At 65.9% G+C, this 23,909-nt stretch carries 20 protein-coding genes and 1 tRNA gene; 8 read left to right on the top strand and 13 right to left on the bottom strand.

Going from position 1 to position 23,909, the window contains the following annotated elements; translation table 11 throughout:
- The first annotated feature begins 6 nt into the window (after positions 1 to 6).
- On the top strand, positions 7 to 1,497 hold the full coding sequence (locus OEJ36_RS07485; protein WP_263400960.1) for a hypothetical protein: 1,491 nt from the start codon (positions 7 to 9) through the stop codon (positions 1,495 to 1,497).
- A 648-nt stretch (positions 1,498 to 2,145) separates the two neighbouring features.
- On the opposite strand, the gene OEJ36_RS07490 is transcribed toward OEJ36_RS07485, so the two are convergent.
- From OEJ36_RS07490 to OEJ36_RS07525, 8 genes are all read right to left on the bottom strand, one after another.
- A complete protein-coding gene (locus OEJ36_RS07490) occupies positions 2,146 to 2,901 on the bottom strand; it encodes a substrate-binding periplasmic protein (protein WP_031287441.1) in 756 nt (251 codons plus the stop codon).
- 133 nt (positions 2,902 to 3,034) lie between these two features.
- Positions 3,035 to 3,790, bottom strand: coding sequence for a substrate-binding periplasmic protein (locus tag OEJ36_RS07495; RefSeq protein ID WP_021218668.1), 756 nt, complete (start codon positions 3,788 to 3,790; stop codon positions 3,035 to 3,037).
- Positions 3,791 to 3,927: 137 nt separating this feature from the next.
- Entirely contained in the window at positions 3,928 to 4,698 is a 771-nt protein-coding gene (hisF, locus tag OEJ36_RS07500; protein ID WP_021218667.1) for an imidazole glycerol phosphate synthase subunit HisF, read from the bottom strand.
- A gap of 90 nt (positions 4,699 to 4,788) precedes the next feature.
- Positions 4,789 to 5,535, bottom strand: coding sequence for a 1-(5-phosphoribosyl)-5-[(5-phosphoribosylamino)methylideneamino]imidazole-4-carboxamide isomerase (gene hisA, locus OEJ36_RS07505; RefSeq protein WP_021218666.1), 747 nt, complete (start codon positions 5,533 to 5,535; stop codon positions 4,789 to 4,791).
- Positions 5,536 to 5,631: 96 nt separating this feature from the next.
- Positions 5,632 to 5,892, bottom strand: a complete 261-nt coding sequence (locus OEJ36_RS07510; RefSeq protein ID WP_043240538.1) for a DUF2164 domain-containing protein — start codon at positions 5,890 to 5,892, stop codon at positions 5,632 to 5,634.
- 3 nt (positions 5,893 to 5,895) lie between these two features.
- A complete protein-coding gene (gene hisH / locus OEJ36_RS07515) occupies positions 5,896 to 6,534 on the bottom strand; it encodes an imidazole glycerol phosphate synthase subunit HisH (RefSeq protein WP_184489738.1) in 639 nt (212 codons plus the stop codon).
- A complete protein-coding gene (hisB, locus tag OEJ36_RS07520) occupies positions 6,534 to 7,127 on the bottom strand; it encodes an imidazoleglycerol-phosphate dehydratase HisB (protein WP_021218663.1) in 594 nt (197 codons plus the stop codon). The genes hisH and hisB overlap by 1 nt, the downstream gene beginning before the upstream one ends.
- A gap of 149 nt (positions 7,128 to 7,276) precedes the next feature.
- Complete coding sequence (locus OEJ36_RS07525) at positions 7,277 to 8,935, bottom strand: OFA family MFS transporter (protein WP_263400961.1); 1,659 nt, start codon at positions 8,933 to 8,935, stop codon at positions 7,277 to 7,279.
- 160 nt (positions 8,936 to 9,095) lie between these two features.
- On the opposite strand from OEJ36_RS07525, the gene OEJ36_RS07530 reads away from it, so the two are divergent.
- On the top strand, positions 9,096 to 9,494 hold the full coding sequence (locus OEJ36_RS07530) for a PanM family protein (protein ID WP_263400962.1): 399 nt from the start codon (positions 9,096 to 9,098) through the stop codon (positions 9,492 to 9,494).
- Between the two features lie 3 nt (positions 9,495 to 9,497).
- Here OEJ36_RS07530 and OEJ36_RS07535 read toward each other — a convergent pair whose 3' ends face one another.
- Complete coding sequence (locus OEJ36_RS07535; protein WP_263400963.1) at positions 9,498 to 10,715, bottom strand: sterol desaturase family protein; 1,218 nt, start codon at positions 10,713 to 10,715, stop codon at positions 9,498 to 9,500.
- Between the two features lie 220 nt (positions 10,716 to 10,935).
- Between OEJ36_RS07535 and OEJ36_RS07540 the strand changes: the two genes are divergently transcribed.
- The 5 genes from OEJ36_RS07540 (at position 10,936) to OEJ36_RS07560 (ending at position 14,946) form a co-directional block, all read left to right on the top strand.
- Positions 10,936 to 13,161 carry an AsmA family protein gene (locus tag OEJ36_RS07540; RefSeq protein ID WP_263400964.1) on the top strand — a complete coding sequence of 742 codons (2,226 nt, stop codon included), beginning with the start codon at positions 10,936 to 10,938 and terminating at the stop codon, positions 13,159 to 13,161.
- Complete coding sequence (mutY, locus tag OEJ36_RS07545) at positions 13,158 to 14,225, top strand: A/G-specific adenine glycosylase (RefSeq protein ID WP_263400965.1); 1,068 nt, start codon at positions 13,158 to 13,160, stop codon at positions 14,223 to 14,225. Before OEJ36_RS07540 ends, mutY begins: the two co-directional genes overlap by 4 nt.
- Positions 14,222 to 14,494, top strand: coding sequence for an oxidative damage protection protein (locus tag OEJ36_RS07550; protein WP_021218657.1), 273 nt, complete (start codon positions 14,222 to 14,224; stop codon positions 14,492 to 14,494). The genes mutY and OEJ36_RS07550 overlap by 4 nt, the downstream gene beginning before the upstream one ends.
- 77 nt (positions 14,495 to 14,571) lie before the next feature.
- Positions 14,572 to 14,647: transfer RNA gene (locus OEJ36_RS07555), tRNA-Phe, on the top strand.
- Between the two features lie 170 nt (positions 14,648 to 14,817).
- Entirely contained in the window at positions 14,818 to 14,946 is a 129-nt protein-coding gene (locus OEJ36_RS07560; RefSeq protein WP_263400966.1) for a hypothetical protein, read from the top strand.
- Between the two features lie 6 nt (positions 14,947 to 14,952).
- Here the strand turns inward: OEJ36_RS07560 and OEJ36_RS07565 are convergent, their stop codons facing one another.
- Genes OEJ36_RS07565 through OEJ36_RS07580 form a run of 4 tightly spaced genes read right to left on the bottom strand, consistent with a single transcriptional unit; the run spans position 14,953 to position 21,016 of the window.
- Positions 14,953 to 16,137 carry a hybrid sensor histidine kinase/response regulator gene (locus tag OEJ36_RS07565; RefSeq protein WP_263400967.1) on the bottom strand — a complete coding sequence of 395 codons (1,185 nt, stop codon included), beginning with the start codon at positions 16,135 to 16,137 and terminating at the stop codon, positions 14,953 to 14,955.
- Positions 16,127 to 16,711, bottom strand: a complete 585-nt coding sequence (locus OEJ36_RS07570; RefSeq protein ID WP_263400968.1) for a chemotaxis protein CheB — start codon at positions 16,709 to 16,711, stop codon at positions 16,127 to 16,129. Before OEJ36_RS07570 ends, OEJ36_RS07565 begins: the two co-directional genes overlap by 11 nt.
- Positions 16,708 to 17,526, bottom strand: coding sequence for a CheR family methyltransferase (locus tag OEJ36_RS07575; RefSeq protein ID WP_263400969.1), 819 nt, complete (start codon positions 17,524 to 17,526; stop codon positions 16,708 to 16,710). The genes OEJ36_RS07570 and OEJ36_RS07575 overlap by 4 nt, the downstream gene beginning before the upstream one ends.
- A 1-nt stretch (position 17,527) precedes the next feature.
- Complete coding sequence (locus OEJ36_RS07580) at positions 17,528 to 21,016, bottom strand: response regulator (RefSeq protein WP_263400970.1); 3,489 nt, start codon at positions 21,014 to 21,016, stop codon at positions 17,528 to 17,530.
- A 248-nt stretch (positions 21,017 to 21,264) separates the two neighbouring features.
- Between OEJ36_RS07580 and OEJ36_RS07585 the strand changes: the two genes are divergently transcribed.
- Positions 21,265 to 23,802, top strand: coding sequence for a PAS domain-containing sensor histidine kinase (locus tag OEJ36_RS07585; RefSeq protein ID WP_263400971.1), 2,538 nt, complete (start codon positions 21,265 to 21,267; stop codon positions 23,800 to 23,802).
- The last annotated feature ends 107 nt before the right edge of the window (positions 23,803 to 23,909 follow it).

Genomic DNA, 23,909 nt, shown 5'->3' on the forward strand with positions numbered 1-23,909 from the left:
CGTGCCATGCCCCGCCGCGAACCCCTGATCAAGGCCCTCGTCATCCTGGCGTTCGTCACCGCCGCGGTGGTGCCCATCGGCTTCATCTGGATCATCGTCAGCGCCAAGCTGGAACTCGGCGGCGCCAGCCCGGGCGAGGAAGTGCTGGGTACAACCAGCCGCATCGAGCAACGGGCCCGGCAGCAATACTGCACCGGCGTACTGGCGACACCGAAGAACACCTGGCTGGTCGGCCGCATGGATCGCGCCGAGAAGACCGCGGACCAGCCCGGCATCGACCTCGATGCACTGATCCGTGGCAGCGCCGCCGAACAGACTGACGACGAGCCCTCGGGCTTCAGCGGCCTCTTCGGTGGCGGCTTCTCCAGCGACCCGCAAACCAGCTACCTGTCGCGCCTGGACGCCAACGGCGAGTTCGTCCAGGTCGCCAGCCTCGGCGACACCGCCTGCCTGGTGGCGACGCCCGATGGCGCCATCCTGTACCTGCTGACCGGCGTCAACCGCCCCCAGGGCGCGCAGCAGACGGACGTCCAGCAGACGGTGATCCTGCGCAGTGACGACCAGGGCGCCAGCTGGGCGCCCCTCGAACAAGGCTTGCTGGCGGACGCCAACAGCCTGGCCTGGGCGCTCGACCCCTACTTCTTCGATAGCCAGCAGGTCTGGGCCTGGGCCAGCCTGCCGCAGAGCAGCAGCACCTATGGCGAGCCCGAAGACCTGCGCGGCGGCCTCTACTACTCGCCCGACCGGGGCACGACCCGCGAGGCGATCATCGCCAGCGACGACCTGCTGCTCCGCCTCGCGGACATCCGCAGCCGGGCGCCGGACGGCGTCAACTGGGGCGACTACAACGGCGAGTACGGCCGCATCACCAGCCACATCCGCCAATTCGACGACCAGCATGCGGCGATCTGGGTCTCCCAGTCCTTCCTTTATGGCGAGCCTGGCGGCAAGTACCTGACCACGCCGGTATTCGTCACCAGCAAAGCCCGTCTGGTACGGGAAGGCGGCCAGTGGCGGAGGGGTCCGCTGGAGCGGGAGTTCGGCCTGCATCTGGACGAGCTGGTGAGCAACGACGAGAAACGCGTGATCGCGGTGATCCAGCGCGAAGGGGACGAGGCCACCCAGGTTGCCGAGCTGGACCCGCAGACCCTTGCCTGGCAGCCCCATGGCAACCTGCCCAGCCCGTTCTGGCCGCTGCCCTCCGGCACCGGCCTGCGCGGCCTGGAAATCGGCAAGGGGGTGTTGGTGGCCAACGTCGACAGCAGCTACCGCGTCCCCCTCTGGCTCTACCCCACCAGCGACGGCGACCCGGCGACCATCTCCGCCAACGCCGTGTTCTATTCCCGGGACTGGGGCCACAGCTGGAGCCGCCTGGCCATCGAGGGCTACCTCGGCGTGCAGGGGCTGGACCCGCGCACCGACCGGGTGTTCTGGGCCGAAGGCGACTGGTACGACGCCAATCCGGACCCGCGCATCCACAGCTACCGCCTGGACTGACGCGCACGACGGAATCCACGGTTCTGGCTGTGCTAGCTGCTGTGGTTTTAAAGCAAGCGCTCAAGCATGGTCCTTTCCGTGCGCCCAAGGGTTTCTGCCACATCCGCCGCATGGGTTTCGCTTCGCTCTACGCCATCCTACGAAAGTCCGTGCGCACCACGTGGTGATGCGTTGGCGAAGAAAGTTGCAGCAGCCGCCAAACGCCCCTTTCAGAAGGCCGAGCGAATCGTCGTGGAGGGGGATGAGCGACATGGATGTCGCGAGAGCCGCGATGGGCCAGGGATGGCCCTTCGCGGCGTGCCCCTGGAACGATGATGGAGCGAGGGAAGTCTGGCGAAGCCAGACCCGTATGCAGGGGCAAGCCCTTTTGGTTCCTTTTAAGTGGTTCGGCATTCCGACGATTGTTAAAAGGGACTCGCCCGGGTGGGCGAAACCAAAAGCATCATCAGAACTCGGCAATCAGCTGGGCTCAATTGCTCTAACGACACTTAACGCAGGCATAGCCAAATCCGCCGATCGGCCTGTGTCGGAACGTTCATTTCGTGGGAAGGCGGCCCGCGCAGATGGCGAGGCCCGGAGCGTAGCGCTAAGCGCACCAGAACGGTGCAAGCGCTACCCACCCAGCGGGGTGGGTAGCGGCAGGCGGGATTACAGGTAGTTCTTGGTCACTTCTTCGACGAAGCCTTCGGCGCGCATCTGGTCGAGGGCCTTCTGCAGGCGCTCGATCACTTCGTCCGGGGTGTCCTTGTTGAAGGCCAGGTACAGCTCGGCATCGTTGAAGCGCAGCACGGTCTGCAGGCCGGTGACGCCTTCCTGCTTGGCCAGGTAGCGGCCGACCGGGTCGGTGGCGGCCCAGAGGTCGATCTGGCCCTTGATCAGCTTCTTCACGTTTTCCTGGTCACGCAGGGCGTTCTGCGGGGACAGACCCTGGCTTTCCAGGTACTGGCTGACAGCATCGTTCTTGTAGGCACCGATGCGGTATTGGCCGGCGCTCTTCAGGTCCTTGAGGCTGATGTTGTTGCCCGGCGCGGCGAGCAGCACCCAGCCGGTCTTGGCGACGGGGCCGACCCACTTGAACAGCGGCTGGCGTTCGGGAGTGAAGGTGGTGGAGAACAGGCCGTAGTTGGGCTTGTCCAGGGTCAGGCGGTAGAGCCGGTCCCAGGGGAAGCGCAGGGTCAGGGTGTACTGGATGCCCGCACGCTTGAACATCTCGCGGACGATATCGGTGCTGATGCCGTCGATGCCGTCGTCGCGGGCGAAGTTCTTATCGTCCACCGCCATGTTGAAGGGCGGGAAGTTCTCGGTCAGCAGCACGACCTTGTAGTCGGCCGGGAGCTCGGCGCGGGCCCCGAAGGCCAGGAACATCAGGCCCAGGGTCAGGGCGCTTCTCATCAGTTTATGCATTGTCATCCGCTCGCTTGAATTTGTGGTTATGGCTAGCGACTTCCCTGCATGGGCAAGCAAGCCCACGGACGTACGGCACCACTCGTCCTGCCTTCCAATGGCAAGCGACCGGCTCTTGGCCGGTCGCTGGGTGTCACAGGTAGCTGTTGAGGATCTGGTCGACCACGCCCTCGGCGCGCATCTTGTCCAGTGCGTCCTGCAGACGCTTGACCACCTCGTCGGGGGTCTCCTTGTTCAGCGCCAGGAACAGCTCGGCCTTGTTGAAGCGCAGCACGGTCTTCAGGCCGGAAACGCCTTCCTGCTTGGCCAGGTAGCGGCCAGCGGGGTCACCGGTGGCCCAGAGGTCGATCTGGCCCTTCTCCAGCTTCTTGGCGTTTTCCTGGTCGCGCAGGGAGGTAGAAGCCTCGATGCCCTTCTCGGCCAGGGCCTGGGAGATGGCGTCGCCCTTGTAGGCGCCGACCTTGTACTGCTTGGCCTGCTCCAGGCTGGAGAGGCTGATGGTGCTGTCGCCACGGGCGAGCAGGACCCAGTCGTCCGGGCCGATGGGGCCGACCCACTTGAAGGACTGTTCACGCTCGGGCAGGCGGGCGGTGACGAAGATGCCGTAGTCGGGCTTCTCCATCGCCAGCTTGTAGATGCGGTCCCAGGGGAAGCGCAGGGTCAGGTTGTACTTGATGCCCGCGCGCTTGAACATTTCCTTGACCACGTCCACGGCGATGCCGTCGACGTTGTCTTCCTGAGCGAAGTTCTTTCCATTGATCGCCATGTTGTAGGGCGGGAAATTCTCCGTCAGCAGCACCACCGAGTAATTCTCATCCACGTCGGCGCGGGCGAATCCGGCCAGCACCATGAGAGTGCCCGCCAAAGCGAGCAGGAGGCGTTTCGACATATACAACTACCTTGTAAGGAGGGATGGGAAAAACCGCTGAGTCGGTCCCCGTGGGTACAGGGTAACGACGTCAGCCGCCCAGGCTGCGAACCGGATCACGGTTGCAGCCGAAGCTCAATTAAAGGCAAGAATCGTGCTCAGCGCACGACAATGCCGCGACTGGCGAGATAAGCCTTGGCTTCCGGGACGGTGAACTCGCCGAAATGGAAGATGCTCGCCGCCAGCACCGCGTCGGCCTTGCCTTCGAGGATGCCGGCCGCCAGGTGCTCCAGATTGCCCACGCCACCGGAGGCGATCACCGGAATGCCCACGGTTTCGCTGATTGCACGGGTGACGCCGAGGTCATAGCCGCTCTTCACGCCGTCCTGGTCCATGCTGGTGAGCAGAATCTCGCCAGCGCCCAGGTCTTCCATTTTCTTCGACCAGGCCACGGCATCCAGGCCGGTGGGCTTGCGCCCGCCGTGGGTGAAAATTTCCCAGCGCGGCGTTTCCCCAGGCGCGGAAACCTTCTTCGCGTCGATGGCGACCACGATGCACTGGGAGCCGAAGCGCGCGGCGGCTTCGCCGACGAACTCCGGGTTGAACACCGCGGCGGTGTTGATCGAAACCTTGTCCGCACCGGCATTGAGCAGGTTGCGGATGTCCTGCACGGTGCGCACGCCACCGCCCACGGTCAGGGGGATGAACACCTGGCTGGCCATGCGTTCCACCGTGTGCAGGGTGGTGTCACGGCCATCGACGCTGGCGGTGATGTCGAGGAAGGTGATCTCGTCCGCGCCCTGCTCGTCGTAGCGACGGGCAATCTCCACCGGGTCACCGGCGTCGCGGATGTTCTCGAACTTCACGCCCTTCACCACGCGGCCGTTGTCCACGTCGAGGCAGGGGATGATGCGTTTAGCCAGGGCCATGCTTTTTCTCCGAAAAACAGCTGCAGGCTGCAAGCGGCAAGCGGCAAGCTTCAGGAGCGAGCCAGTGCCAGCAGCGCCGTTACTTGTCGCTTATGGCTTGCCGCTTGCCACTGCATCGCAGAAGGCCTGGGCCTCGGCGACGTCCAGGGTGCCTTCGTAGATGGCACGGCCGGTGATGGCGCCGATGATGCCGGGGGCCTTGGCCGCCAGCAGCTTCTCGATGTCACCCAGGTTGTGGATGCCGCCGGAGGCGATCACCGGAATGCGGCTGGCGGCGGCCAGGGCCGCGGTGGCCTCGACGTTGCAGCCCTGCATCATCCCGTCCTTGGCGATGTCGGTGTAGACGATGGCGGAAACGCCGTCGGCTTCGAAGCGACGGGCCAGGTCCACGGCCTGCACGGTGCTGACTTCAGCCCAGCCGTCGGTGGCGACGAAACCGTCCTTGGCGTCCAGGCCGACGATGACCTTGCCCGGGAAGGCCTTGCACGCCTCGGTGACGAACTCCGGCTGCTTCACCGCCTTGGTGCCGATGATCACGTAGCTGACGCCGGCCTTGACGTAGTGCTCGATGGTTTCCAGGGAGCGGATGCCGCCACCGATCTGGATCGGCAGGCCCGGGTAGCGCTTGGCGATGGCGGTGACCACCTCGCCGTTCACCGGCTGGCCTTCGAAGGCGCCATTGAGGTCCACCAGGTGCAGGCGGCGGCAACCGCCGTCCACCCACTTGGCGGCCATGCTCACCGGGTCGTCGGAGAACACCGTGGAATCTTCCATGCGGCCCTGGCGCAGGCGCACGCAGGCGCCGTCCTTCAGATCGATAGCGGGGATAATCAACATGTCTTTTTTCCTAACGTCAAAAAGAGCGACAAGTTGCGAGCCTCAAGCTGCAAGCAGGCGCATTCGTGTCTCTTGCAGCTTGGCTGCCTGTCGCTTTCAGCTACCTTTTTCGAGCGCCCACAAATCGCTCTCGATGCTTTCGAACCTGTCTTTCAGGTGCGCCTGCACATCGAAGATCGCCTTGTTGTAGAAACTCGGGGCGAATTCCCGGGCGAAGAAATCCAGCACTTCCTCGGCCTCGAAAGAACCCAGCTCCAGCTCGAAGCGTTCAGCCATGAACTGCTTGATCGCCAGCACGGCGTCCTGCGTCTGGGCGGCATCGAGTTGCAGCACGGGGGCCTTCTTGGCGCGGCTCATGGCTTACCAGCGCCCATCCCAGGCGGCGAAGTTCTGCAGCAGCTGCAGGCCATTGGTGTGGCTCTTCTCCGGGTGGAACTGCACGGCGAAGCGCGAGCCATCGGCCAGCGCGGCGGCGAAATCCTTGCCGTAGTGGCCGCGACCGGCGACCTGGCGCGGGTTGCCCGCCTCGATGTAATAGCTGTGCACGAAGTAGAAGCGGCCCTGGTCGGGGATGTTGTGCCAGAGCGGGTGGTCGAGGGTGCGGGCCACCTCGTTCCAGCCCATGTGCGGCACCTTCAGCAGCTCGCCGTCTTCCACCATGCCCTTGCCGAAGAAACGCACCTTGCCGGGGAACAGACCGATGCAGTCGACACCGCCGTTCTCCTCGCTGTGCTCCAGCAGCGCCTGCATGCCGACGCAGATGCCGAGGAACGGGCGGTCCTTGCTCACTTCACGCACCAGCTCGTCGAAGCCCAGGCGGCGGATCTCGGCCATGCAGTCACGGATGGCGCCGACACCGGGGAAGACCACGCGGTCGGCCTCACGGATGACGTCGGCGTCGCTGGTAACCATTACCCGGCCGGCGCCGACGTGTTCCAGCGCCTTGGCGACCGAGTGCAGGTTGCCCATGCCGTAATCGATGACAGCAACGGTCTGCATCAGAGCACGCCCTTGGTGGAGGGCATCTGGCCGGCCATGCGCGGGTCGAGCTCAACGGCCATGCGCAGCGCGCGGCCGAAGGCCTTGAACACGGTCTCGATCTGGTGGTGGGTGTTGTGGCCACGCAGGTTATCGATGTGCATGGACACCAGGGCGTGGTTGACGAAGCCCTGGAAGAACTCCTGGAACAGGTCGACGTCGAAGCCACCGACCGTGGCACGGGTGAAGGGCACGTGCATCTGCAGGCCGGGGCGGCCGGAGAAGTCGATCACCACGCGCGACAGCGCTTCGTCCAGCGGCACATAGGAGTGGCCGTAGCGGACGATGCCTTTCTTGTCGCCAATGGCCTGGGTGAAGGCCTGGCCGAGGGTGATACCGACGTCTTCGACGGTGTGGTGGTCGTCGATATGCAGATCACCCTTGCACTCGATGTCCAGGTCGATCAGCCCATGGCGGGCGATCTGGTCGAGCATGTGCTCGAGGAAGGGCACGCCGATATCGAAGCGCGCCTTGCCAGTGCCATCCAGGTTGATCGAGACCTTGATCTGGGTCTCCAGGGTGTTGCGTTCGACGGATGCCTTACGTTCGGCCATCACCAGCTCCGCAAAATCATTGGGCAAAAGGGGCGACATTATAGGCCGAGAATGCGACGGGCTTGAAGCCGATCGGCGGGAGGACTACAGGGGGCCGAAACGCACGGGGCCGACATGAAGTCGGCCCCGGCGATTCACAGGTGTGGCACTCAGCTGAACAGCGCGGCTGTCTTCTGCAGGGTGATCCACACGCCCCAGGCCAGCGGCAGGCCCACGGCCAGCCAGGCCGCGATGACCAGCGGCTTGCTGGACGGGTCGGCCGACCATTCCAGGTCCGCAGCTTCCTTGGCAGCGTCATGGCCGATGGCACGCTCGGCGGCCAGTTCGGCGTCGGTCATGAAGTACTTCGGATCCACCGGGCGCACCAGCATGTTGCAGATGAAGCCCAGCACCAGCAGGCCGGCGAGGATGTACAGGGTGATGTCGTACGCCGCAGCGCGTTCGACGCCGATGCTCAGCTGGTACTCGCGGATGTAGTTCACCAGCACCGGGCCGAGGATGCCGGCGAAAGCCCAGGCGGTCAGCAGGCGACCGTGGATGGCACCGACCATCTGAGTGCCGAACAGGTCTGCCAGGTAGGCCGGCACGGTGGCGAAGCCGCCGCCGTACATGGACAGGATCAGGCAGAAGCAGAACACGAAGAACGCGACGCTGCCCAGGTGGCCGGTCCAGGGCACCAGTGCGTAGAGCACGAAGCCGAGGGCGAAGAACACGAAGTAGGTCGCCTTGCGGCCGATCAGGTCGGAGAAGGACGCCCAGAAGAAGCGGCCACCGATGTTGAACAGGCTCAGCAGGCCGGTGAAGCCCGCCGCGATGGCGGCGATCTGCGCCAGTTGCGCGGCATCCAGCTGGTTGAAGCTCAGGTGGTTGCCGATCAGCTTGCCGGCGAAGACTTCCTGCAGCAGCGGGGACGCCATGCCGATGATGCCGATGCCGGCGGACACGTTGAGGCAGAGCACGGCCCAGACCAGCCAGAACTGCGGGGTCTTCCACGCGGTGTTCACATGGACGTGGCCCTTGGTGATCATCGCGTTGTTGGCTTTCTTCACCGGCGCGGTCCAGCCCTTGGGCTTCCAGCCGGTCGGCGGCACGCGGTAGGCCAGGGCGCCACCGACCATGAAGACGAAGTAGATCGCCGCCATGACCACGAAGCTCTGCCAGACGCCGACGCTATCGGCGGAGGCGAAGTGGCTCATCAGTTCGGCAGCCAGGGGCGCGCCGACCATGGCGCCACCGCCGAAGCCCATGATCGCCATGCCGGTAGCCATGCCGCGCTTGTCCGGGAACCACTTGATCAGGGTCGAGACCGGCGAGATGTAGCCGAGGCCGAGCCCGATACCCCCGATCACGCCCAGGCCCACCCACATCAGCCAGATCTGGTGGATGTAGACGCCGAAGGCGGAAATCAGCAGGCCACCGCACCAGCAGAAGGCCGAAACCAGGCCCGCCTTGCGCGGCCCCGCGTGCTCCAGCCAGCCACCCCAGATGGCGGCCGAGCAGCCGAGGAAGATGAAGAACAGGGTGTAGATCCAGCCGAGCATCGAGATCTGCCAATCGCAATCGCTGGCGAAGACCTGGGCGAAGAAGCCCAGCTCGGGGGCGCAGGCGACCGGCGCGGTGACGCCGATGGCCTTGGACAGGGGCAGCCAGAACACGGAGAAACCGTAGGCCATGCCGATGCACAGGTGGATGGCGAGGGCCGCCGGCGGAACCAGCCAGCGGTTGAAGCCCTGTCGGGCCACCGTCCGTTCCTTCGACAGGAACGCCGGCCGGGCGGCGTTGCCGTCCAGACTCAAGGTACTGCTCATTGATTATTTATCCTTTATAGGTGCACGCAGGTGGGCGGCCCGTACAAAACTGGTTGCTCCCCAAGCACGGGCCACACGCAAAACCGCAAGTCCCACGAGACTGCGGCATTGCGTCGCGTATTATCCCGCCGTCACCGCCCGCGCCTCAATAAGGACACGCATGCCCGTCATCGTCGAAACACCCGACCGAATCAGCGACCAGGACAGGAATGACCTCGCCCGCATCTACGCCGACGCCCCGGAATGGCTGTTCGCACCTTTTGCCGGGACTGAGGACCTGGTCACATCCGCGCTCGCCGAAGGCAGCCTGGTGACCGGCCGCTTCAACGATCGCCTGCTGGGCGCAGCCCTGCTGCAGCGGGGCGAAGGCCACTGGCAGCTGTCCCACCTTTGCGTGCGCGCCATCACCCGCCAGCGCGGCGTAGCCCGCCGCCTGCTCGACGAAACCCAGCGCCTGGCACGCGAAGCCGGCTGCGAACTGCGCCTGGCCGCACCCGCCGGGCACCTGGAAAGCCAGGCCCTGGCCGCCCGCACCCACCTACCGCTCGTCAGTTTCTGAGCCTCAGGCCGTCGCGGCGCCCTGCGCCGTGCGGCCCAGCAGCATCAGCCAGGCCAGGCTGCCCAGGCACAATCCCGCCAGCACCAGCCCCAGCCACCAGAGCCCCGGCGCCAGCCAGGCGCTCCAGCCCAGCGCCAGGCCGGCCATGGCCACCAGGCGCACCGCTTCGACGCGCCAAAGGCTGCCGCGCCCCTCGAACAGCAGCCCCAGGCTGAGGCAGCCGGAAAGGATCGCCACCACCAGCAGCCACGGCTCCCACACCGCCGCGCGACGTACGCAGGCGAGAAAGCCCAGCGCCAGCAGGTTGATCAACAGGAACTGCACGAAGGCATAGGCCACCAGCTGCCGGGGGTAGGCACTCTCGAAACGCTCGTCGGTCATCTTCGGCCAGGGCCGCTCGCGCACATCCGCCGGGCGCCAGCCGGTGGGCATCCACCACAGGCGCAGCTTGTCCCACCAGGAGCGGGTCGCCCGGGCGTCATCCCAGAGCAGCCGCCACCAGCTGAACTGCAGGCGGATCGGGTCGAAGGTGCGCACCGGCGTGGTCACCCCGTAGATCACCGGCTCGCGCTCCTCGGTGAAGGTGCCGAAGAGCTTGTCCCAGATGATGAACACACCGCCGTGGTTGCGATCGATGTAGCAATCGTTCTGGCCGTGATGCACGCGGTGCAGCGAAGGGGTCACCAGCACCTTCTCCAGCCAGCCGAGCTGCCCCACGTGCTGGCTGTGGATCCAGAACTGGTAGGTCAGTTGCACGCCCAGCAGCACCAGGAACAGCGGCAGGGGCAAGCCGAGCAACGCCAACGGCAGGTAGAAGGGCCAGTCGAAGGCGGTCTGGAAGGCGCCCTTGCGCAGCGCGGTGGACAGGTTGAAGTCCTCGCTGGAGTGGTGCGGCTGGTGCGCGCCCCACAGCAGGTTGTAGCGGTGCAGGGTGCGATGGGCCCAGTAGAAGCAGAAATCCACCGCGATGAAGCCACCCAGCCAGACCCAGGGCGAGGCCGCGTCCAGCTCCAGCAGCCGCCCGTGCTCGTAGAGCCAGGCGTACGGCAGCACCAGCAGCAGGCGCAGCGGCCCTTCCAGCAGCACCCGCAGCACGGCGGTGTTGATGCTGGTGGCGGCGTCCGCCAGGCGATAGGTGGAACGGCCGGAATGCCGCTCGTAGGCGAGCTCCAGCAGCATCAGCAGGATGTAGAGCGGGAAGGCCAGCACCGCCACGTTCATGGGCACCTCGTCATTGTCATTGTCGTACCTGTGCCGGCCAGACTAGATCAGCGCCCCACCGCCCTTCCCGACCGCTCGCGCCAAATGCCGGTGCAGCGCGCGCCAGCTTCGCTGGGGCAGGCGGTGAACCGCCGGGCGATTTCATCATCCAAACAGCTGACCTCGCTGGCGCTATACTCGGCGCCCTCACTCCACATGCACCCACCACAAGGACTCGTCCATGAAATCCATCGGCAAAATCCTGGGCCTCCTCCTCCTCGGACTGTTGCTGATCATCGTGGCGCTGGGCTTCGCCCTGACCCACCTGTTCGATCCTAACGACTACAAGGACGAGATCCGCCAGATCGCCCGCGACAAGGCCAACCTGGAGCTCGACCTCAAGGGCGACATCGGCTGGAGCCTGTTCCCCTGGCTGGGCCTGGAGCTGCACGACACCACCCTGGCCAGCGCCGCCACCCCCGACAAGCCCTTCGCCGACCTGCAGATGCTCGGCCTCTCCGTGCGCGTGCTGCCGCTGCTGCGCAAGGAAGTGCAGATGAGCGACATCCGCGTCGAAGGCCTCAACCTCACCCTGGTGCGGGACGAAAAGGGCCACGGCAACTGGGAAGACATCGGCCGCCCGGCACAGACCGCCCAAGCCGCGCCTGCCGACGCCGCCAAGCCCGGCACCCCGGGCGAAACCCCGGCGCAGCAGCCCGACAATGCCCCGGCGCGCCCCATCAAGCTGGATATCGACAGCCTCACGGTGAACAACGCCCGCGTCGACTACACCGACGCCAAGACCGGCAAGCAATACAGCGCCGAAAGCATCGAGCTGACCACCGGCGCCATCCGTGAAGCCGCCAGCATCCCCTTCAAGCTCACCGCCTTCTTCGGCAGCAACCAGCCGCTGATGCGCGCCAAGACCGAGCTGGCCGCCAGCCTGCGCTTCGACCGCGCCCTCAAGCGCTACCAGCTCGAAGACGCCAAGCTCAGCGGCGAAGCCTCGGGCGAGCCGCTCAAGGGCAAGACCCTCACCTTCAACGCCCAGGGCCAGCTGCTGGCCGACCTCGCCGCCAACGTCGCCGAGTGGAACGGCCTGAAGCTCTCCGCCAACCAGTTGCGCGCCCTGGGTGAGCTCAAGGTGCATGACCTGGACAAGACCCCGCGCCTGGAGGGCGGCCTGTCCATCGCCCAGCTCGACCTGCGTGAATTCCTCACCGGGCTCGGCGTCGAACTGCCCGCCATGCAGGACGCCGGCACCCTGAAGAAATTCGAAATGGCCGCCAAGCTGGCCGGCACGCCCACCAGCCTCGCCCTGGAACAGCTCAACCTGAAGCTGGACGACAGCACCTTCAGCGGCCGCATGGCTGTCGCCGACCTCAATAAGCAGGCCCTGCGCGTGCAGCTCAAGGGCGACAAGCTCGACCTCGACCGCTACCTGCCGCCGAAGAAGAAGGACAAGGACACCAGCGCCCGCCAGGCCGAAGTGCAAGGCGCCGTCGCCGCTGCCGGTCAGGCCGGCACCACGCCACTGCCCGACAAACCCAGCCAGCACGCCTGGAGCGAGGAGCCGGTACTGCCCCTGGAGCCCCTGCGCAAACTCGACCTGGAAGCCGACCTCGCCTTCGGCCAGTTGACCGTCGACAAGCTGCCCCTGGGCGACGCCCGCCTCAAGGCCCGTGGCAAAGGCGGCCTGATCGAGCTAGAGCAGATGCGTGGCGCCCTCTACGGCGGCGACTTCGAAGCCAAGGCCAGCCTCGACGTGCGCCCACCGGTGCCGCTGCTGGCCGCGCAGAAGCGCATCAACCACATCCCCGTGGAGAAGATCCTCACCGCCCTGGAGCAGAAGCCCCCGGTTCGCGGCGCCCTGGACCTGAGCGCCGACATCACCACCAGTGGCAACAGCCAGAAAGCCTGGGTCGACGGCCTCAACGGCACCGCCAGCTTCGTCCTCAACGACGGGGCGCTGCTCGACGCCAACCTCGAACAGCAGCTGTGCCAGGGCATCGCCACCCTCAACCGCAAGGCCCTCAGCACCACCTACAACGGCAAGGAAACCCCCTTCGAGCAGCTGCAGGGCAGCCTCGTGTTCAACCGTGGCGTCGCCAGCAACCCCGACCTTAAGGCGCGCATTCCCGGCCTGTCCCTGACCGGCAACGGTGATGTGGACCTGCGCGTGCTCGGCCTCGACTACCGCGTCGGCATCATCATCGAAGGCGACAAGGGCGAAATGCCCGACCCGGCCTGCCAGGTGAACAAGCGCTATGTCGGCATCGAATGGCCGCTGCACTGCCGTGGCCCGCTGGAGATCGGCGCCAAGGCCTGCCGCCTGGACAAGGACGGCATGGGCAAGATCGCCGCCAAGCTGGCCGGCGACAAGATCAGCGAGAAGCTCGAAGAGAAGCTGGGCGACAAGGTCAGCCCGGAACTCAAGGACGCGCTCAAGGGGCTGTTCAAGCGATGAGCCCCGAGCAGTTCTCCAGCGCCGTTCTCGACTGGTACGACCGCCACGGCCGCCACGACCTGCCCTGGCAGCTGGGCATCACCCCGTACCGCGTCTGGGTCTCTGAAATCATGCTGCAGCAGACCCAGGTCAGCACCGTGCTCGGCTACTTCGACCGCTTCATGGCCGCCCTGCCCACCGTGCGCGACCTGGCCGAAGCCCCCGAGGACGAGGTGCTGCACCTGTGGACCGGCCTGGGCTACTACACCCGCGCACGCAACCTGCAGAAGACCGCGAAGATCGTCATGGAGCAGCACGGCGGCGAGTTTCCCCGCGATGTCGAACAGCTCGCCGAGCTGCCCGGCATCGGCCGCTCCACCGCCGGCGCCATCGCCAGCCTGTCCATGGGACTGCGCGCTCCGATCCTCGACGGCAACGTCAAGCGCGTGCTGGCCCGCTACGTCGCCCAGGAAGGCTACCCGGGCGAGCCCAAGGTGGCCAAGCAGCTGTGGGCGGTGGCCGAGCGCTTCCTGCCCCAGGAGCGGGTGAACAACTACACCCAGGCGATGATGGACCTGGGCGCTACCCTCTGCACCCGCAGCAAGCCCAGCTGCCTGCTGTGCCCGCTGCAGAGCGGCTGCCAGGCGCACATGCTGGGGCTGGAGATCCGCTACCCGATCCCCAAGCCGCGCAAGGAGCTGCCGCAGAAGCGCACGCTGATGCCCATCCTGGCCAACCGCGAAGGCGCCATCCTGCTCTACCGCCGCCCCTCCACCGGGCTCTGGGGCGGGCTCTGGAGCCTGCCAGAGCTGGACGACCTGGCCGCCCTCGACCCCATCGCCAGCCAGCACGCCCTGCGCCTGGGCGAGCGCGAGCCGCTGCCGGAGCTGACCCACACCTTCAGCCACTTCCAGCTGGCCATCGAACCCTGGCTGGTGCACGTGGAAGGCGACCAAGGCGTCGTGGCCGATGCCGACTGGCTCTGGTATAACCTCGCCACCCCGCCGCGCCTGGGCCTCGCCGCCCCGGTGAAGAAGCTGCTCAAGCGCGCGGCCGATGTATTGAATGCAGGAGAAAAGCCATGACCCGCACCGTCAAGTGCCGCAAGTACAACGAAGAACTGCCCGGCCTCGACCGCCCGCCCTACCCCGGCGCCAAGGGCGAAGACATCTTCAACAACGTCTCGAAGAAAGCCTGGGACGAATGGCAGAAGCACCAGACCCTGCTGATCAACGAACGTCGCCTGAACATGATGAACGCCGAAGACCGCAAGTTCCTCCAGGCCGAGATGGACAAGTTCTTCTCCGGTGAGGAATACGCCCAGGCGGACGGCTATGTACCCCCGAGCGCGTAAGCGCCCGTAAAGGCTGAAAAAATTTTTCGAAACACGCTTGACGACCCCCTCTGAAATCCGTTTAATAGCGCCCCGTTGCCCAGGTAGCTCAGTTGGTAGAGCAGGGGATTGAAAATCCCCGTGTCGGCGGTTCGATTCCGTCCCTGGGCACCACCTTCAAGCTTTCAGGTGGTGCTGGCATCAGCTGGAAGCAAACAGAAAACCCGCCTAGTGCGGGTTTTTTGTTGCCTGCGATTTAGCATCGGCAGACGCCAATCCGGGTTTCTGATTGAACGCCCTCATGCCGGTCAGGCTCGAAACAGCATGACCCGAGGAGGTGCGACATGACTGGAAAAGACGACCTGCCGGTGGACAGCGACCCGCAGAGCCCCGGCCGCGACCCCGAACCCGTGGACCCGGATCGCGATGACGGCGAGCAGCCCCGCGACCCGGACGAGTCGCAGGTGAAGTGAAAGGCGTCAGCCCAGGGGCAGCACCAGGCTGAAGGTGGCGCCTTCGCCCTTCTCGCTGGTGACGTCGATACGCCCACCGTGGGCGGTGACGATCTGTTCGGAGATGTAGAGGCCGAGCCCGAGGCCGGCGATCTTCTCCGAGCCGCTGACCCGCTCGAACTGCTGGAAGATGCGGCGCTGATCGGCAGGCGAGATGCCGACGCCATTGTCGCTGACCTCCACCCGCGCCTCGTTGCCCTCGCCCTGCACGCGGACCCGCACCGGCTTGCCCGGCCCGTAGCGCAGGGCGTTGCTCAGCAGGTTGCTGACCACCTGCTCGATGCGGAAGGCATCCCACACGCCGTGCAGTTCGCCGTCGATCTCCAGGCTCAGCTCGCAGCCAACGCCCTGCATCTGCTGTTCGAAGTTTTCGGTGACATTGCGCACCAGGCGCCCGAGCTCGGTGCGCTCGGGGCGGATCGACAGCTTGCCGGTGCGGATGCGGGACACATCGAGCATGTCTTCGATCAGGCGGATGAGACTTCTGATCTGCCGCTCATCACGGTCGAACATGGCCTTGAGCTTGTCCTCGCTGAACACCGCGGCATTGCCCTTGGCCATGTACATCTGGCGCAGCTGGGTATCGAGAATCAGTCCGTTGAGCGGCGTGCGCAGCTCGTGGGAGACGATGGACATGAAGTCGTCACGCATCTGCACCGCGCGCTGCAGCTCGGCCTGGGTGGCGCGCAGCTCGGCGAGCAGGGCGTCCTGCTCGCGGCGGCCCTGTTCCAGGGCGTCCAGCTGGCAGGCCATCAGCTTGCGCTGGCGGTACAGCTCGACGAACACCGCCACCTTGCTGCGCACGGCGTGGTGGTCCAGGGGCTTGTAGAGGAAGTCCACCGCGCCGCTCTCATAGCCCTTGAAGGCGTAGTTGAGCTCGCGCCCGGCGGCGCTGACGAAGACGATGGGGATGTGCTTGGTCTTTTCCGTGCCGCGCATCAGCTCGGCCAGCTCGAAGCCGTTCATGCCAGGCATCTGCACATCGAGAATGGCCAGGGCGAACTCGTGCTCCAGCAGCAGCGCCAGCGCCTCGTCGGCCGAGCCGGCCTGGAACACCTGGCGCCCCTCGCCCTTGATCAACGCCTCCAGCGCCAGGAGATTCTCCGGCAGGTCATCGACGATCAGCAGCTTGCTCGTTTGGCTAGTCGGCATGGGCGGGGTCCAGTTGGGCCAGGAGTGCGCGAATGCCGCGCAACGGAAGGATATGGTCGGGCACGTGGCTCGCCAGGGCGGCCTCGGGCATGGTCGGCACCTGCGCTTCGAGCGGGTCCTGGACGACGGTCAGGCCGCCGCCCTGCTTGATTGCCGCCAGGCCCGCCGCGCCGTCCTGGTTGGCGCCGGTGAGCAATACGCCCACCAGGCGTTCCTGGAAGCAGTCGGCGGCCGATTCGAAAAGCACGTCGATGGATGGCCGCGAGTAGTGCAGCGGCTCTTCGCGGCTGAAAGACAGGCTGCGGTCGCGCTCGATGGAAAGGTGGTAGCCGGGCGCGGCGAAATACAGGGTGCCGGGTCGCAGGCTTTCCTTGTCCTCGGCTTCCTTCACCCGCAGGGCCAGGCGCCGGGCGAAAAGATCGGCCAGCAGGCTGTCGCGGGACTCCGGCAGGTGCAGCACGCAGACCAGCGGCAGCGCGTAGTCGGCGGGCAGGCCGCTGAACACCGTCAGCAGCGCTTCCACGCCACCGGCGGATGCCCCGACCACCACTGCGTCCCACTGCTGCGTGCTCATAGTTTGCGAAACACCCTTTCCTGGCGGTTGAGCGCCTCGAAGCGGTTGGCGTAGGCGGAGAAGTCCAGGCTCTCCTTGCTGCCCAGGCCGAGGAAGCCGCGGTGGCACAGGGACTCGTGGAAGAGCCCGAGGGCGCGGTCCTGCAACTGCTTGTTGAAATAGATCAGGACGTTGCGGCAGGAGATCAGCTGGGTCTCGGAGAACACCGCGTCGGTCGCCAGGCTGTGGTCGGCGAAGGTGACGTTCTCCCGCAGCGCCTTGTCGAACAGCGCGCCGTCGTATGCCGCAGTGTAGTAGTCCGACAGCGAGCCCCGCCCCCCGGCCTTGCGATAGTTCTCGCTGTACTGGCGCATGTCGTCGAGGGAGTAGATGCCGCGCCGGGCCTTTTCCAGGGACTGCGGGTTGATGTCGGTGGCGTAGATCAGCGTGCGCTCCAGCAAACCTTCCTCATGCAGGAGGATGGCCATCGAGTGCACTTCCTCACCGGTGCTGCAGCCGGCGATCCATACCTTGATCGAGGGGTAGGTGCGCAGGATGGGCACCACTTCCTGGCGCAGGGCGAGGAAGTAGCTGGGGTCGCGGAACATCTCGCTGACCGGGATGGTGAGGTACTGCAGCAGCTCGTGGAACGCCTGGGCGTCGTGGATGATGCGTTCCTGCAGGGCCGAGATGGTGGCGCACTCGAACTGGTTCAGGGCATACAGCACCCGGCGCTTGAGGGAGGAGCCCGAGTAGTCACGGAAGTCGTAGCTGTACTTCAGGTAGATCGCCTCGATCAGCAGGCGCAGCTCGATTTCCTGGGTGCGTTCGGGCATATCAGATGCGCTCCAGCTTCGGCAGCCACACGCGGATCAGCGAGAACAGTCGATCCAGGTCGATGGGCTTGGCCAGGTAATCGTTGGCGCCCGCGCGCATGCACAGGTCCTGATCGTCCTTCATCGCCTTGGCAGTCACCGCGATGATCGGCAGCTTGGCCCAGCGCGCTTCCTGGCGGATCAGGCGGGTGGCTTCGTAGCCGTCCATCTCCGGCATCATCACGTCCATCAGCACCAGGTCGATCTCCGGCACCGCATTGAGCTTGTCGATGGCCTCGCGGCCGTTGCGGGCGATCTCCACCCGCGCGCCCTTCTGCTCCAGGGCGCTGGTGAGGGCGAAGATGTTGCGCACATCGTCGTCCACCAGGAGGATGCGCCGCTCCTCGAACACCTTGTCGCGGCTGCGGGCGGTCTTGAGCATCTTCTGCCGCTCGCTGGAGAGCTCCGACTCGACCTTGTGCAGGAACAGCGTGACCTCGTCCAGCAACCGCTCGGGGGAGCGCGCACCCTTGATGATGATGGAGCGCGAGTACTTCATCAGCTCGGCCTCCTCGTCGCGGGTCAGGTTGCGCCCGGTGTAGACGATGACCGGCGGGAAGGAGCAGATGTCCTCGCTGCCCATGCGCTTGAGCAGGTCGTTGCCCTGCATGTCGGGCAGCTTGAGGTCGATGATCATGCAGTCGAACAGGGTGGAGCGCAGCAGCTCCAGGGCCTGTTCGCCGAACTCGACGGCAGTGATTTCGATGTCGTCGTCGCCGATCAGGCGGGCGATGCTGTCGCGCTGCAGGGCATCGTCTTCCACCAGCAGCACGCGCTTGACCTTCTGGGTGAGCTTGGCCTCGAGCTTGCCGAACACATCCTTGAGCTGGTCGCGGGTGGTGGGCTTCACCGCATAACCGATGGCGCCCAGGTGCATGGCGGCCTCGCTGAGGTCCTCCACCGAAATGACGTGCACGGGGATGTGACGGGTGTGCGGGTTGCCCTTGAGGCGCTGCAGCACCGAGAGGCCGGACTCGTCCGGGAGGCGCATGTCCAGGAGGATGGCGTCGGGCGAATGGCCGTCGGCCAGCTGGTAACCCTCGTCGGCTCCATGGGCCACCAGGCAGCGGTAGCCAAGCTCGTGGGCCAGGTCATAGAGGATCTGCGCGAACTTGGGCTCATCCTCGATCACCAGCACGCAGCGCCCGCCCAGGTCGGCCTGGCCACGGTCATCCGGGAAGCTGGGAATGGGCTCGGCGCGCGGAGCATCCGGAGTCGGCGGAGGAGCTACGCGCTGCAACGGCCGGCTCTCCACCACCGCCAGGGGCGCGGCCTCGACCTCGCCACGGGGCTGGTAGGTTTCCGGCAGCAGCAGGGTGAACAGGCTGCCCTTGCCCGGATCGCTGGAAACCAGGATGGAGCCGCCGAGCAGCTCGGCCAGGTCACGGGAGATGGACAGGCCCAGCCCGGTGCCGCCAAAGCGGCGGTTGGTGGTGCCATCGGCCTGGTGGAAGGCATCGAAGATGGGCCCGAGCTGGTCGCCGCGGATGCCGATGCCGGTGTCGCTGACGGCGAAGGCGATACCGCCCCGTGCACGGCTGACGCGCAGGCCGACTTCGCCCTTGTCGGTGAACTTGAGGGCGTTGGACAGCAGGTTCTTGAGAATCTGCTCGACACGCTGGCGGTCGGTGTAGAGCACCTCCGGCGCATCCGCATCGATATCGAGGTGGAAGGCCAGGCGCTTTTCGTCGGCCAGGGGCTGAAATACACCCCGCAGCCCTTCGACCAGGCGCTGGACATTGGTGTTCTCGGCGCGCACGTCGAGCTTGCCGGCCTCGACCTTGGAGATGTCGAGAATGTCGTTGATCAGGTTCAGCAGGTCGTTGCCGGCGGAGTAGATGGACTCGGCGAACTTGATCTGCTCGTCGTTGAGGTTGCCGGCCTGGTTGTCCGCCAGCAGCTTGGCCAGGATCAGCGAGCTGTTCAGCGGCGTGCGCAGCTCGTGGGACATGTTGGCAAGGAACTCGGACTTGTAGCGGCTGGCCCGCTGCAACTCCTCGGCGCGCGCTTCCAGTTCCACCTGGGCCTTGTTCAGCGCGCTGTTCTTGTCGTCCAGATCGTCGCGCTGGGCCGCCATTTCCTGGGCCTGCTCGCCAAGGCGCTCGTTGGTCTGCTCCAGCTCCGCCTGCTGGGTCTCCAGGTGAGCCTGGGACTCGCGCAGCACGCGGGACTGTTCCTCCAGTTCCTCGTTGGCGGTCTTCAGCTCTTCCTGCTGCACCTGCAGCTCTTCGTTCAGTTGCTGGGTCTCCTCCAGCACCACCTGCAGGCGCTGGCGGTAGCGCGCCGCTTCCAGGGCCGTACCCAGGTTGCCGGCGATCATCTCCAGCAGCGCCGAATCACGGGGCTCCAGACGGCGCAGGAAGCCCAGCTCGATCACGCCATTGACCTCGCCATCACTGAAGGTCGGCACCAGCAGCACCGCCTGCGGCTCCACATCGCCCAGGCCGGAGCTGACCTTGATATAGCCGGCCGGCAGGGCGTCGAGCGCACGGATGCGCTTCTCCATCGCCACCTGGCCCACCAGGGTCTCGGCGCTGGCGAAGTTCTGCTCGCGGCTCTCCAGCTCGCGAGAGAAGCCGTAGGAAGCGACACGCTGCAGGCTGCCGTGCTCGTCACGGCCATAGAGAGCACCCACGGCCATGTCCAGGTAGCCGGAGAGGAACTCCAGCATGTTGCGCCCCAGTACCGGCGGGGTTTGCTGGCCGATGATGCGATCGGAGAGCAGCGCCTGGCCGTCACGCAGCCAGGCCTGGCGTTGCAGGTGCTCGCTGTGGGCCTGCTGCTGGGCGAGGGATTCGCTGTAGGTGGTGGAGAGGGACAGCAGCTCGCGGCGCCCGAAGAACGCCAGCAGGCCGCTGAAACTCAGGCTGAAGGCCAGGTACAGGCCGATGGTGAGGATCGCCGTATCACTGGCCTTTTCATTGCGCTCGTGGCGCAGCTGGCGCTCCAGGTTGATGAAGATGCGGTACTGCTCGCGAACGGCATCCACCAGTTGCTTGCCCCGGCCCTCGCTGACGGCATCGGCGACATTCAGGCCATCGCGCTTGCGCTCGATCATTTCCCGGGCGAAACGGTCCCACTCTTCCTGCAGCGCCTCGATGGTGCGTACGCGCTCCACCTGGGGCGGGTTGTCCTTGACCATCTCGCGCAGGCCGGACATGGCCGCCTTGATGCGCGGCCGCGCCTGCTCATAGGGCTGCAGGAAGGTGGCGTTGCCGGAAATCAGGTAGCCGCGCAAGCCGGACTCCTGGTCCACGGACAGGCGCAGGCCGTCGTTGGCGTTGCTGATCACGATATCGGTGTGCTCGACCCAGCTCAGCACATAAAGCAGGTAGGAGATCAGCGCGACGAAAAGCATGGCGCCAAGCACGCCGACGCCCAGTGGCAGGGCGACGTTGCGCGCGAGGATGCGCCGAAAGCTCTTCTCGTCGGTGGAGTTCATGGTGGTCATCTGTGTTCCCTGGCCTGGTGCCTAAAATCACCGATCTGTTGGGGATATCGGAGGGTTCCGCATGTTAATGCGCTGACCTTCTTTAACCAATCACCCTCTTCACATGGCACATCGACACCAAGGGCAGAGGTTCCGCTTGGAACACCGGGAGGGGGAAAAAGGTTCATTAAAAAATACGGAATCTTTCCAGGCCGGAAACTTCTAAGACGATCAGCCCCGAAAAGCGCACGAGCGCCGCAGAAGAACCGATGGACGCGAGCTCAAACGATCACGCCTTCCCCGCCCCGCAACCCACCGCTGCCGCAGCAGGGGACTTCCTCAACAGCGTAGGGGAAATGGCACCGCTGATCCGCGCCCACGACTGGGGCGTCACCCCGCTGGGTGCCCTGCAGGACTGGGCCGCTCCGCTGAAGTCCATCCTCGGCGTAGGGCTCAATTCGCGCTTCCCGGTATGCATCTATTGGGGCCGGGACTATCACCTCCTCTATAATGACGCCTACAGCGCCATCCCGGGCGACAAGCACCCCTGGGCCCTGGGCCGGCCGGCAAGGGAAGCCTGGGCGGATATCTGGCCGATCATCGAGCCCATGTTCGACGGCATCATGCAGACCGGCGTCGCGGTGCACATCGAGGACGGCCTGCTGCCCATGCAGCGCTTCGGCTATGTCGAGGAGTGCTACTTCAACTACAACGTCAGCCCGATTCTCGGCTTCGACGGCAGCCCGAACGGCCTGTTCAACACCGTCATCGAAACCACCGTGCAGGTCATCGAAGCGCGGCGCAGCCGGCTGCTGGGAGAGCTGCGCGCCAGCACCCGCCCCGCCGCCAACCCCGCAGAGGCCTGCCGCCTGGCGGAGGAGGTGCTCCGTGGCGCCGCCGCCGATCTGCCCTTCTGCCTGCTCTACCGCATCGATGCTGACGGACGGGCCGAGCTGGCCCTCTGCAGCGGCCTGGAGCCGGGCGATGAACTGGCTCCCCTGGAGCTGGCTCCGGAAACGGCGCCCTGGGCGGCGATTACCACCGGCGACGCCCTGGACATCGAGCTGGCACGACCGCAGTCGCTGCCGCCCTGGCCGGAGCCGGTCACCCGCGCGCGGGTACTGCCCCTTATTGCCGATGATCGCCCCTTGGGCGTGCTGGTGTGTGCCATCAGCCCGCGGCGCCCGCTGGATGCACGCTACCGGCGCTTCCTCGACGAGCTGGCGGAAAGCCTCAGCGGCGACCTGGCACGGGCGGCCCGCCAGGCCGAAGAGCTGGACCGCCTGCATCAACGCACCCTGGAGCGCGACCGCATCTGGAACCTCTCCCTGGACCTGCTCTGCGTCGCCGACCAGCAGGGCCGCCTGCTCAGCATCAACCCGGCCTGGACCACGACCCTGGGCTGGAGCGAGGAAGAACTGCTGGGGCGCACGACGCACTGGCTGGAGCACCCGGACGACATCCCCAGCACCGACCAGGCCCGCCAGGACCTGGCTGGTGGACTCAGGCTCTGGCGCTTCGAGAACCGCCTGCGTCACCGCGACGGCAGCTACCGCTGGCTGTCCTGGAGCGCCACACCGGAAAACGACATCCAGTACGGCAACGGCCACGACGTCACCGAGGAAAAACGCACCGCCGAGGTGCTGCAACGCACCGAAGAGGCGCTGCGCAACGCCCAGCGCATGGAGGCGGTCGGGCAGCTCACCGGCGGCATCGCCCACGACTTCAACAATCTCCTGGCGGGCATCCGCGTCGGTCTCGACCTGATCCGCCGGCGCCTGCCGGACGAATCCCGCCAGGACCTCGAGCGCTTCATCGACGCCGCCACCGACTCCGCCGAGCGCGGCGCCGCGCTGACCCACAACCTGCTGTCCTTCGCCCGCCGCCAGGCCCTGGATATACAGCCGATCCGCCTTGACGCCTTGCTCGCCGAACATCTCCCGCACCTGGCGGAACGTGCCGGGTCGGCGGTGAAGCTGGTGCTGCAGGTCGACACACTGCCCACCACAGCCCTGTGCGACGCCGAACAACTGTGCAAGGCACTGGAGCACCTGGTGGACAATGCCCGCGAGGCGATGCCCGACGGTGGCCAGCTGCTGATACGCGCCAGCGCCCCGGAAGAAAGCGCCGAAGGCGCGGAGCCGAGCCCGGGCGATTACCTGCTGCTGGAAGTGCATGACACCGGCCGAGCCATGGACGAGAGGGTGCTGAGCCACGCCTTCGACCCCTTCTTCACGACGAAACCGCTGGGTCAGGGAAGCGGGCTGGGGCTGTCCATGGTATATGGCTTCATCAAACAGACCGGTGGCCAGGTCCGCCTGCAGAGCGGGGCCGGCCAAGGCACCCGTGTCAGCCTTTATCTACCGCGAGGTCCCGTTTTGTCGGAACAACAACAAAGCCCAGTCGAGCAGCCCACAGGGGCGGCCAATCGTGAATCCATTCTGGTGGTGGAAGACGCCGATGTGGTGCGCATGCTCACGGTCGAGGTGCTGGAAGAGTTCGGCTACCAAGTGATGGAGGCCTGCGACGGCCAGCAGGCGCTGGCCATCCTGCGCAGCGACGCGACCATCGACCTGCTGCTCACCGACATCGGCCTGCCCGGCATGAACGGCCAGGAGCTGGCCGCCGTGGCCCGCAACCTGCGCCCCGGCCTGCGCGTGCTGTTCGCCACCGGCTACGCCGAGATCGTCAGCATCGACGGCAGCGAGCTGGCCACCCAGATGGACATGATCGCCAAACCCTTCTCCATCGACGAGCTGCGCGAGAAGGTCTCCAGCCTGCTGGAAGGGCGCGGCAAGGCCCGCTGACCCCCCCCCTCTGGCCAGCGCCTGGCACTGGAATTGCGAGCGTTTTGCGCGTAGGGTGCGCCGCCTTTGCGTCGAACCCAGGCAAAAACCGTCTTTTCTTGCGTTTG

The organism is Pseudomonas sp. PDM13, from assembly GCF_025685765.1.
Lineage (GTDB): Bacteria > Pseudomonadota > Gammaproteobacteria > Pseudomonadales > Pseudomonadaceae > Metapseudomonas > Metapseudomonas solani.